Origin of the sequence: Pauljensenia hongkongensis (genome assembly GCF_001746855.1) — a bacterium.
Classification (GTDB): domain Bacteria; phylum Actinomycetota; class Actinomycetes; order Actinomycetales; family Actinomycetaceae; genus Pauljensenia; species Pauljensenia hongkongensis.
In genome coordinates, this window is record NZ_CP017298.1 from 1,191,443 (window position 1) to 1,202,737 (window position 11,295).

At 70.1% G+C, this 11,295-nt stretch carries 12 protein-coding genes; all 12 read right to left on the bottom strand.

Features of this window, described 5'->3' with window-relative positions; all coding sequences use genetic code 11:
- Positions 1–109 precede the first annotated feature (109 nt).
- The gene (locus BH719_RS04950) at positions 110–1,441 is read right to left on the bottom strand and encodes a hypothetical protein (protein WP_157098193.1); all 1,332 of its coding nucleotides are present in this window, start codon (positions 1,439–1,441) and stop codon (positions 110–112) included.
- A 246-nt stretch (positions 1,442–1,687) separates the two neighbouring features.
- A complete protein-coding gene (locus BH719_RS04955) occupies positions 1,688–1,996 on the bottom strand; it encodes a hypothetical protein (RefSeq protein WP_009743665.1) in 309 nt (102 codons plus the stop codon).
- 115 nt (positions 1,997–2,111) lie between these two features.
- Positions 2,112–2,411, bottom strand: coding sequence for a WXG100 family type VII secretion target (locus tag BH719_RS04960; RefSeq protein ID WP_009743666.1), 300 nt, complete (start codon positions 2,409–2,411; stop codon positions 2,112–2,114).
- A gap of 126 nt (positions 2,412–2,537) precedes the next feature.
- On the bottom strand, positions 2,538–3,251 hold the full coding sequence (locus BH719_RS04965; RefSeq protein WP_009743667.1) for a PIG-L deacetylase family protein: 714 nt from the start codon (positions 3,249–3,251) through the stop codon (positions 2,538–2,540).
- A complete protein-coding gene (locus BH719_RS04970) occupies positions 3,248–4,573 on the bottom strand; it encodes an ABC transporter substrate-binding protein (RefSeq protein ID WP_009743668.1) in 1,326 nt (441 codons plus the stop codon). Before BH719_RS04970 ends, BH719_RS04965 begins: the two co-directional genes overlap by 4 nt.
- Positions 4,574–4,600: 27 nt before the next feature.
- On the bottom strand, positions 4,601–5,440 hold the full coding sequence (locus tag BH719_RS04975; RefSeq protein ID WP_009743669.1) for a carbohydrate ABC transporter permease: 840 nt from the start codon (positions 5,438–5,440) through the stop codon (positions 4,601–4,603).
- Positions 5,427–6,308, bottom strand: coding sequence for a carbohydrate ABC transporter permease (locus BH719_RS04980; protein WP_009743670.1), 882 nt, complete (start codon positions 6,306–6,308; stop codon positions 5,427–5,429). Before BH719_RS04980 ends, BH719_RS04975 begins: the two co-directional genes overlap by 14 nt.
- Positions 6,309–6,566: 258 nt before the next feature.
- Positions 6,567–7,898, bottom strand: a complete 1,332-nt coding sequence (locus BH719_RS04985) for an MFS transporter (RefSeq protein ID WP_009743671.1) — start codon at positions 7,896–7,898, stop codon at positions 6,567–6,569.
- Between the two features lie 397 nt (positions 7,899–8,295).
- Positions 8,296–9,033: a TetR/AcrR family transcriptional regulator gene (locus BH719_RS04990; RefSeq protein ID WP_009743672.1), complete on the bottom strand. Its 738-nt coding sequence runs from the start codon at positions 9,031–9,033 to the stop codon at positions 8,296–8,298.
- A 10-nt stretch (positions 9,034–9,043) separates the two neighbouring features.
- Positions 9,044–9,478 (bottom strand): aspartate 1-decarboxylase, encoded by a 435-nt coding sequence (gene panD / locus BH719_RS04995; protein ID WP_009743673.1) that lies wholly within the window; start codon positions 9,476–9,478, stop codon positions 9,044–9,046.
- Positions 9,475–10,401, bottom strand: a complete 927-nt coding sequence (gene panC / locus BH719_RS05000; protein WP_009743674.1) for a pantoate--beta-alanine ligase — start codon at positions 10,399–10,401, stop codon at positions 9,475–9,477. Before panC ends, panD begins: the two co-directional genes overlap by 4 nt.
- 54 nt (positions 10,402–10,455) lie before the next feature.
- On the bottom strand, positions 10,456–11,295 hold an 840-nt coding region (locus BH719_RS05005), incomplete at its 5' end, for a Rossmann-like and DUF2520 domain-containing protein (RefSeq protein ID WP_009743675.1).

An 11,295-nucleotide genomic window follows, 5' to 3' on the forward strand; every position in this document is an offset into this window, starting at 1 on the left:
CCGCCGAACGCCGCCTCCACATCAGCGGCCGTCACCGGACGAGAACCATAAACATCAAAACACACAACATTCGACATGCCATCACCTCTGGTAAAAGAACCGCCGCTGCCTATCTAGTGACGTGTCCCAGTCCGGCACCCGCAATCACCGGTGCGACCGCGCGGACGCCGAGCACGTTTTCCAAGGAATGAAATACGAAGTTACCCCCATTGCCTGCTCCCCGCGCAAGGGCTTGCAAAGGGCCACTCAACCGCGTGTAGTACTCTGGAGAAAAAATGTGGAACACCCCTCCAGCGCCATCCTGGGCAGCGATTCTGCTGAAGTCTCGGAGCTGTGGTGTGTAGCCTAGTCTTTGCCAGTACTTCACGTCGCCCAAGATTGGATTCTTAAATCCAGGAAACCGGAAGAACAAATCCGGCTCGCGACCATGCGTCGCTCCAGCAACGTACCGCCCCATCCGAAAATTCACCTTTGGTGCCGTGGAGTTGATGAGGAGTATTTCCTCGCCCAGGCGGCCCACGGCGTTGTTCGCGTTGTTGGCCGCTTTGATGCGCGCCCACGCCCCGGGGCGCAGCAGGGTGCGCATCCCAATGCGGCCAGCGAAACGAAGCACCCGGAGCCTCCGCATCCCCTCGAGGGTCCCCATGGCTCCCTTGGTCATCCCCGCGAGTCTCGCCATGTACGCAGCCGAGGCGCGGCCGACCCGTTGCACGACCCGGCTCGCCATGGCCTTGCACATGAACCTCCCGACGCCCTTCATGGCGCCCAGGCCCAGGCAGCCCAGGGCCGCGAACGCCACCGAGATGAGCGCCTCGGTCCACGACTCCTCCCCTGTGGCGGCCAGTGCGACGTGTGCGATGGCCGCGACCACCCCCGTGATCGCCGAGATCGCGAACAACACACCCGCCAGGGCCTGCCCGATCACCGGGATCCAACACACCAACAACCCCAACAGCCCCGTGATCGCGCTGACGATGTCGCAGATCTTCGCCACCCATTTGACGATCTTCGAGCCCCAGTCGTCCCACCACGAGTCCCCCAGCCCATCGTCACTGGCGCCGTCGATGACGTTCATGGCCTTGACCGCCGCGGTGTCCCTCTCGCTCATGGCGTTAAGGATCACCTGCCGCTGGGCCCGCACCCGCCCCCGCGCCACCTCCGCATCACCATCCGCCGCAGTAGCCGCCCGCTCATAACGCGCCCGGTCATCAGCCCCATCCCCCCGCTCGGGGTACTCCCCCGCGCTCTCGCGCATACGCCCTGCCCGGGCCACCGCCTCGTCCACGTCCTGCTGGGCCGACCTGGCCGCCACCAGAGCGTTCAACGAATCCGTCTGGGCGCGCTCCAACGCCCCCGCGTACTCCACCAGAGCCTGGCCCGCCGAACGGTAGCGGCCCTCGGCGACCTCCACCTTCGACAAGATGTCATCACGGGTCTCCAACAGGGCCTCCACCGACTCAGACCCCCGCGAACCCCCCGCATCCAAAGCCCGCAAAGAATCCGCGCACCTCCGGATCGCATCGGCGACCCCCACGTAGTCGTTCCCGCCCGCGCGCACCACCACAGGATCCCCAGGAACCGGATCCGACTCGAACCCCACCACAGACCAATCAACCGGACGCACAATCACACGCCTCCATTTCCACTCAGTCGAATACCAAAACCAGTACGGGCCCCTGCGCCGGGCTCAGCCGCCCGACTGCTCGCCCTCACCCCGCAGGGCGTCGGCACCCTGTTCGTCGAAGTCCTTCCATGTGTCCGCGACGGCCGTGGCCGCCTGCGACATGGCCTTGAGGGCGTCTGTCATCTTCTTGCGCTTGTCGTCCCACCCGTGGGCGAAGTCGTGCACGCTCTTCGACAGCCCCGAATGCCCCACGGCTGCGGCAATCGTGTCGGACTCCGCGTTCGCCCCCTCGAACTCGGCTGCGATGGTTCCCGCACTGGACCCCAGTGCCGCAATCGTGTCGACCTCGATGATCATCGTCTCGCCGCTCATGTCAACGCCTCCAAACCTAGTGACGACGGAATAGACCCGCAATGGGCGCGGGCCCCGCCACCAATCGCGCTCGCGCGGAACCAGCGGCAGGGCCCGTCCAGAAAGCCGGAGCCACTCAGCCCCGCAGCGACGAACTCATCTGCGTATCCATCTCCACGACGGCGTCCGCGTACTGTGTGAGGAAGTTCCCCAGGGGCTCCAACCCGTCGTTAACCTGGGTGAGGCCCTGGGACAGCTGGTTGAACTGCTCGGAGTAAGCGCCCGAGGCCGCCTGCGTGGTGAAGCCCGAGCCGATGAGCCCGTTCACAGCCGCAAGAGCGGCCTGGATCTTCTCGGAGATCTCCGCCTTCGTCGCCACCAGCTGGCTGCCGATCGAACGCATCTCCTCGGGCGAGTACCCATAAGCGTTGGCCATGATCAGTGTTCTCCTTGCTATCCGACTACAGAAGCTGGATTCCCAACAACTGGTGCGATCCACAGTAACCAAATCGAGCCCTCCGTCACAACCCTATGTGACGAAAGACTACAATTCGGTCAGCATTCAGCCCGCCACCACCCACCTGAAGAAGCCCTCGCCCAGTGGCGCGCCCGACAGCCCGTTCCCCGCGCGCGCCGCGGCCGCGCGGATGTGGGCCTCGATGCCGTCCATATCGGGGAACTGGCTGTCGTGGCACCGCACCGCGCGGACTTTCGCCTCCAAGTCGCACTCCTCGACGGGGACGACGTGGTTGACGGCGGGCCCGCCCTGGAACCACACCTCGGCCACGGCGTGGGCCTCGAGCCCGCCGCCCAGCAGGTCGCGGTAGTCGAAGGGGTTGCGGGCAGCGGGGTAGACGGCGTCGACCAGCGCCGTGCCGACGGCGCGGTGGTCGGGGTGGTTGGCGTAGATGGAGTCCCAGTTGTACTCCGGCGACAAGGACAGGACCAGCTGCGGGCGCCACAAGCGGATCTGGCGCACCAGGTCGCGCGTGAGGCGCGGATCCTCCTTGACGTGCCCGTCGGCGTACCCCTCCAAGAACACCACCTCCGACACGCCCAGCGCACGTGCCGCCTCGCACTGCTCGGCCCGGCGCCGGCCCCCCATCGAGGACTGGCCGTCGGCCTCGAACCCGCCCGCTCCCCCGTCGGTGACGACCACCAGGGTGACGCGGGCCCCTTGCCGGGCGAGGCGGGCGATGGTGGCGCCCGCGTCGACGTCGGCGTCATCGGGGTGCGCGTAGACGCCCAGGACCGAGGCGAACGCTTGGGTGCTCACTCGTCGACTGCCTTGTTGGCGGCGTCCTGCGCGGCCTGGACCCCCTCGGGGACGCCGACGCGGCCCAGGAAGACCTCCTTGAGCTCCTTGTTGTAGGCGTCCATGGCGGCACCGAGTTTCGCGCCGAAGGGCGCGGTGATCGTCCCGGTGGGCTTGGTGGCCATGACTGTGACGTCCACGCCCTTGCCGGACCAGTACTGGGACCAGGAGTCCTGCGCCTCGGCGTTCGCGGGGAAACCGACTCCCACGGCGCCCAGGGCGCGCCCGCCCTCGGGGCCCGCCAGCCATTCGAGCAGCTTCTTCTGCGCGTCGGACTTCGAGGCGTCCGCGGCGTTGGCGACGGCGACCACCGAGTTGCCCACGGTCACCGCGCCCTTGGGGCCCTTCGGCTGGGGCGCCAGGCCCCACGTGAAGCCCGCGCCCTCCTGGACGTTCGCCAGGTTGTAGGCGCCGGACTGGAAGAGGGCCATCTTGCCCTGCAGGAACTGGTCGCGGCTGAAGTCGCCGTTGTCGTTGGTGTCGGCGGCGGAGGGGGCGACGTGGTCCTTGTTCACCAGGTCCACCAGGTAGCCGATGGCGGCCTCGCCCTCGGGGCTGGCGAAGGTGAAGCGCCCGTCGGCGTCCTGCAGCGACGCGCCGTTGGACCCCAGGTAGGGGAAGAGCATCGCCTGCCCGTCGAGGGCGGCGTTGTACCCGTACTGGACGACCGTGTTCGGGTCGAATCCGGGGTCGGCCGCGTTGCGGCCCGACGAGTCGAGTGTGAGGCGCTTGGCGATGTCGCGCAGGGAGTCGGACGACGCGGCGGGATCCCACGCGAGGCCGTCGAGCTCCTCGACGCCCACTCCCGCGCGGTCCAGCAGTTCCTTGTTGTAGTAGAGGGCCACGGAGGGGTCGGTGATGACCGGGGCGCCGTAGATCTGCCCATCGACCGTGTACTGGCTGACGGCGGTGTCCAGCCACGAGGCGCGCTCGGAGTCGGAGAACACCTCGTTCATGTTCACCAGTTTGCCGCCCTTGGCGTACTCCGAGTAGTTGTTCGTGTTGGACCAGAAGACGTCGGGGCCGGCGCCTGCGGCGATCTCGTTGCGAACGCCGGTGAAGTAGTCGTTCCAGGGCACGACCTCGACGGAGACGTCGATCCCCGTGGCGGCCTCGAACGCGGGCAGGGCGTCCTCGTACGCCTTGGCGGCCTGCTCGTCCCAGAGGCGGAATGTCAGGGATCCGCCCGCGCCCGACTGGCCGGTTGGCTGGCCGCCCGAGCATGCCGCCAGGGCCAGTGCCGCCGCGATCGCGGCGCTCGCGCCTGTGATACGTCGTTTCATGTGGGGTGCCTCCTTCAGGCGGTGGTGTTACTTCAATCCGGTGAGGGCGATGGAGCCCACGATCTGGCGCTGGAACGCGATGAACAGGGCGATGAGGGGGACCAGTGCGATAGTGGTGGCCGCCATGACGTAGGTCCAGTTCGCGTTGTACTGGCTCTGGAGGGCCGCCGTGGCGACGGTGATGACCTTGGGGCGCTGGGCGGCGATGATGCGCGGCCACATGAAGGAGTTCCAGTGGCTGACGACGGTGATGAGGGTGAGGGTGGCCAGGATGGGTTTGGACATGGGCAGGACCAGGGACCACAGGATCCTCCAGGTCCCGGCGCCGTCCAGGGTGGCGGCGTCGATGAGCTCCTGCGGGATCTGCCTGAACGACTGGCGGAGCAGGAACACCGCGTAGGGCGAGGCGAAGACGAAGGGGATCACGATGCCCCAGAAGGTGTTGTTCAACCCCATTCTGGCCAGCATGAGGTACAGGGGGACCACCAGGACGGTGGCGGGGATCATCATGGTGGCCAGGAACAGCCAGAAGACCAGGTCCCTACCGGGGAAGTCGATGCGGGCGAAGGCGTAGGCCGCCATCACGGAGGAGACCAGCTGTCCTGCGACCATGACGACCACCACCGCCAGGGTCGTGGCGATGGCTCCGCCGAAGGCGATGCGCCCGCCCAGGACGGCGCCGAAGGACTCCAGCGAGAAGGGGGAGGGCAGGGCGAAGGGCGAGTGGGACGCGAAATCCTTGGGGGACTTGAAGGCCGTCATGAAACTGAAGAGCAGCGGCGCCGCCATGATGAGGGCGGCGGCGGAGAGCCCCAGGTAGATGCCGAGGGCGGCCAGCGGGCCGCGCCGAGTGCTAGACGAACTCATAGGTGGTCCTCGAACGGAAGTAGAGGTTCTGGGCGAGGGTGATCGCCATGAGGATGAGCATCATGACCACGGCCATGACGGCGGCGCGCCCGAGGTTCCCGGTCTCGAACGCCTCTTGGTAGATCTTGTAGGCGAGGACTTCTGTGGCGCCGTCCGGACCGCCTTTCGTGAGCGCGTAGATCTGGTCGAAGAGGTTGAACACCGAGATCACGGACGTGACGGAAACGAAGAAGAAGGTGGGGCGCAGCAGCGGCATTTTGATGCGCCAGAAGATCTGGGAGGAACTGGCGCCGTCGACGGTGGCCGCCTCGACGAGCTCCTTGGGGATCGACAGCAGGCCCGCGATGAAGAAAAGGGCGGTGTATCCGACGTTGCCCCAGATGACGACGAAGGCGGCGGCGGGCAGCGCCCACGTGGGTGACACGAGGATCTCGAGGCGCTGGCCGGCGATGGCGCTCAGCAGGCCGCCCGTGGGGGCGAATATCCACGACCAGACGACGCCCAGGGCCAGCGGCGGGGCGATCCACGGGATGACGACGAGGGCGCGGAAGACGGTCGTCCCCCTGACGCCTTTGGTGAGCAGGTTCGCCAGGAGGAGCCCGAGGACGATCTGGGCCGGCACCACGAGGACGACGAGGAGCGCGGTGATGCCCAGCGACGAGAGGAAGCCCGGGTCCGACAGGACGGAGGCGATCTGGGGGGCGCCCACGTAGGAGGGCTCGCCGATGAGGTCCCATTTGTGGACGCTGAGCCAGACGACGACCAGGATGGGCACCGCCATGAAGGCGACGACCCCCAGTAGCGAAGGGGCGAGCAGCGCGTATCCCGTCAGGGTGTCGCGCAAGCGCCTGCGCGATCGTATTGCCATGCGTCCCCCCGCCTCGATGTCCAGATACCGCAAGGCTAGCCGGACCAGGGGCGGCGCACCAGGGGGGTTCAGGGGGTGAACCACTGTGAAACCCCGCCTTCGGCACCGCCACCGGGGGTTCAGGGGCTGGGCCACTGCGGAACCCCGCCTTCGGCACCGCTACCGTCACCGCCACCGGGGGTTCAGGGGGTGGACCGCTGCGGAACCCCGCGGGGAGGGCCCTGCGCCAGTCGGGGCCGCGGGGGCGGTGCCCGGGCCCTACCCGGCGCCCTGGCCGGTGGGCCGGCGGAAACCGCTGTGCGCGCAGACGAAGACGAGGACCCCCACCAGCATCGCCGCCCCGATGACGATGGGCAGGGCGGGCGCCACCCCGTAGAGGAAGGTGCCCAGGGTGGGGGCGACGACGTAGGTGAGCCCGTTGGTCGCGCCGATCAGGCCCGCCAGCCCGCCCTGCTCGTCGCGGCTCATGCGCAGGGTCGGGCCGGCCGTGTATCCGGGCATCGCCGTGCCGATGCCGACGCCGATGATGGCGACGGAGGCGATCAGGGCGGCCAGGCCGGCGTCGACGAGGAGCAGCCCGAACCCGATGGCGGCCGTCAGGGCGCCGGCGCGCAGCAGTACTGGCGGCGCCCATTTCGACAGGGGGACGATGACGCTCTGGGCCAGGACCATTCCGACGCCCGCCGCCAGCAGGGCGCCCCCGGTGATGAGCCCGGTCGTGTCGGCGTCCAGGCCGAGCCGGTCCTGCACCAGGAATCCCGTGACGACTTGGACGAGGCCGAGGGCGCTGAACATCCCGAAGCCTGCGACCAGGTAGGGCCACACGCGCGGGTCGCGCGGGCTGACTCTGGCGGGCTTGGCGATCAAGGCGGTGCGGGACTCCTTGCGCAGGGCCGCCGCGACGACCAGGAGGCCGATGAGCAGGAACACGGGGACGGCGTCGACGGAGACCAGCAGTGACAGGCCCGATAGCGCTCCGCCGATGAGCGCGCCCGCGATCGAGGCGAGCCCCTGGGCGGCGCCGACACCGGCCATGCCGCGGACGCGGGACTCCTCAGTGGTGGTGGCGTCGGCGATGCAGGCCTGCGCGGTGGGGAGCACCGCGGCCAGCGCTGCGCCGAAGACGACGCCCCGGACGATGACGAAGAGGGCGAACAAGGGGGCTCCGCTCAGGGCGCCGGTGACGCCGAGGTGCGAGACGAGGGCGAAGGCCCCCATGGAGACGGCTGCCACGGCGAGCGCGATCACGAGCACGGGTTTGCGCCCCATCGACTGGGAGCGCTTGCCCCACGCCTGGCTGGTCAGCACCACCATGAGCGCCGCGACGGAGATGGTGAGGCCGATCTGCCATTCCTTGAGCCCGACCAGCCGCGAGAGGGGCGCGATGACGGGGTTGAGGGTGGATTGCCCGACGTAGGTGATGAACACGGCGGCCAGGACGACTCCGACCTGCGCCTGGCGCCCCGCGCCGTCCGCCCCGCTCCGCGCTCCGTCTGCGGCCGCCGTCCCAGCGGCCGCGCCGGCCCCTGCCCCGGCCGTCTCCCCTGCCCGTGCGTCGGGCGGTGCCCCGTTTTCCTCTGCGGCTTCCATGAGTGTCACTTCCTCGACTGGTCCGGGGTGCCGACTTCCGGCGCCGTGCGTGCGGACCATGTGACCGAAGTCTATTCGAACAGTGTTCTAATTGCAATGGGCGGACTTCCGGGGCGCACAGCGCCGTCAGGCAGGTCCGCATCGGGGCAGGCAACACCGCAGTGGGGCAGGCAACGGATCATCGGGGCAGGCAATTCACCTACCCCAATGGGCGGTTTCCTGCCCCGATGAGGTTCAGCAGGATCGGCGGCCTCCTGCCCCGATGAGGTTCAGCGGGCCCAGTGGGCGGATACGGAGCGCCCGGCAAGCGCGTTGGGCGGGCCGTCGCGCCCAAGGGCGCCCATGGTGCGTTGGGCGGCTTGTCGCGCACGGGAATGCGCCGGGAGCCGCGCGGCCCCTACAGCACCTGGGAGTTCGGCGGCCGGTGGACCGTGCCGAGCAGCCGCAGCTCCAGGCCGTCCATCATCGCCTCGACGACGAAGCGGTAGTAGCGGTCGAAGGCGATGTCGCGCTCACGGGGCGTTCCGGCGAACTGGGCGATCATGTCCGCCGACAGCAGGGCGATCCCCGGACTGGCGGCCGCGGCCTCGGACAGGCCCTCCATCAGCAGCGCGTGGTCGGCTGGGACCTGGTCCCCGTGGAGGGCGCGGTCGTCCGCCGTGGCGATCGACATCATCGCGGCGTTGACGACGCAGGCGAAGACCAGGGCCGAGTTCCCCCCGAATCCCGCCCGCTGGACGCTGGCGATCCCCGAGTCCACGACCGGCCCCAGTTCCGGCAGCGCCGCCGAGTGCATGAGCAGCCAGCGCGCCGTCCCCGGGTAGGCGGACAGGACGGGCCGCGCGGGCAGCAGGGCCCTGCGGAACCACTCGCGCCATTCCATCGCCTCCGTCGGCAACCCCACCAGGTCGAGGACCCGTCCGACGACGCGAGCCGTCAGCGCCTCCCGGTTCCCCACGTGGTGGTGGACCACGGAGGCCGACACGCCCAGGCGCGCCGCGAGGTCCCGCATCGACCACCCCTGGATCCCCGTCCCGTGGGACATCCCCAGCGCCTCCTCGACGACGGCTTCAGGGGTCAGCCCGGCGTGGTAGGACTCCCTGCCCCGTCCGGCCCCACTGCCGTGACGCGCCACAGCCGCCGCCTCACGCGCCCGACGAGCGCAGGCCGAGCTCGCGCGCGCGGGCCGATCCCTCCGGGACGGCCCCCGGGTCGTCCCCCGCCTCGACGACGCGGTTGTCCGCGTCCACGAAGACCACTGACGGCGCCATCGTGCGCGCCTGCGACTCGGGGACGTGCGCGTAGGCCATGATGATGACCAGGTCGCCGACGGACACCAGGTGGGCCGCCGCGCCGTTGAGCTGGACGACGCCGCTGCCGCGGGGGCCCGCGATCGTGTAGGTCGCCAGGCGCGCCCCGTTGTCGATGTCCGCGATGTCGACCTTCTGGCCGGGGACGATGTCCGCGGCGTCCAGCAGGTCCTCGTCCACCGTGATAGAGCCCACGTAGTGGAGGTCCGCGCCGGTCACCGTGGCGCGGTGGATCTTCCCGACCACCATCTCGCGCATCATCTCGCTCACGCGCCCGCCTCCTCGCAGACCAGGGGCAACTCCATATTGTCGATGAGGCGCGTGCCCCCCACGCGCGCCGCCACCAGGACGCGGCACGCGCGCAGTCCGCCCTCAACGATGGTGGCGGGTCCCGGGTTGGCCGCCACCTGGGGGGCGGCGCTCCCCGTGCCCGCCAGCACGTCGAAGGTGCCGTCGTCCACGACGGCGATGTAGTCGATGGCGATCCCGCCCTCCGCCTCGATGCGCTCGCGCGCCGCCTCCACGGCCAGCGCGGCCCCGGCCCCTCCCCGGGCGGCGGCGACCGCCAGCGACAGCGCCTCGGGCAGCGCCCGCGCCCGCGCGCGCTCATCGGCGGCCAGGTAGCGGTTGCGGCTCGACAGTGCGACGCCGTCGTGGTCGCGCACGATCGGGACCGGGTGGAGGCGCACGGGGACGTCGAGGCCCTCGAACACCGTCCGCAGGACCGCCAGCTGCTGGGCGTCCTTGAGGCCGTAGAGCGCCACGTCCGGGCGCACCAGGTTCACGACCTTCGTGCACACCAGCGCCACCCCCGCGAAGTGCGTGGGCCTGGACGCGCCCTCGAGGACGCGGGCGACGGGACCCGGGTCGATGGTGGCGCGCACCGGAGCGGGGTAGACGTCGGCGGGGCCGGGCGCCCACACCAGGTCGGCGCCGACTCCGGCCAGGGCCTCCATGTCGGCGTCGAGCGTGCGCGGGTAGGCGTCGAAGTCCTCACCGGGCGCGAACTGGGTGGGGTTGACGAATATGGAGACGACGACGTGGTCGGCGAGGGCGCGGGCTTCGCGGACCAGTTGCAGGTGCCCTTCGTGGAGGGCCCCCATCGTCATCACCAGGGCGCGGGCGCCCCCCAGCGCCCCCAGGGCGTCGGCGAGTTCGGTGCGGGTCCGCACCAGGCGTGGACGGGTAGTCATAGGCCCATTGTCATCCGGCGCGGCCCGCCGGTGCCAATCGAGTCCGGCTTTTCACTACTGGAGCAGAGCAGCCAGCAGCTCCGTGGCCCGCCGCTCGTCGAGCAGGCGCGCGTCCTGGAGCAGGGCGACCAGCGCCCGGGTCATCGACACGTAGGTGTCGAGCTCCCCGCGCAGGCCCGCGCTGGCGCCGAGCGCCCGCACGTGGGCGGCCACTGTGCCCGCGTCGGCGCGGGGCACAGGCCCGGAGATGCCCGCCACGCCCTCGGTGAGCGCCCTGTCCAGGGCGGCCTCCAGCAGGGGCCTGGCGTAGCGCGCCGGGTCCTCGACGCCCGCCACGCCCAGGATCCGCATCGTCTGGTTCGCGATGCCGGCGATCGAGTTCGCGCCGTGCGTGAGGCCCGCGTGGTAGAGCGGGCGGCGCTCCTCATCGACCACCACGGGCTCGCCCCCCATCTCGACGACGAGCGCCTGCGCGATCGGGAGGAAGGGCGCGGCGCCGGTCACCGCGAAGGGGGCGCCCACCAGCCTGCGCACGTCCACGCTGGTCCCCGTGAAGGTCATCGCGGGGTGGATGGCCAGGGGGATGGCGCCCTGGCTGGCCGCCCCGTCCAGGACCGAGACGCCGTGGGCACCGGAGAGGTGGATGACGATCTGCCCCGTCTGCCAGGCGCCCGACCGGGCCAGTCCCGTCACGAGGGGGCGGATCTGGTCGTCGGGGACCGCCAGGACGACCACCTCGCTGCGCTCGACGACGACCGGGACCTCCTCGACGGGCACGCCGGGCAGCATCGCGTCCGCCCTCTCCCGGGAGGCGTCCGAGGACGCGGAGACGGCGACGATGCAGTGCCCCGCGGCGCGCAGCGCGCTGGCGATGACGGGCCCGACGTGGCCCAT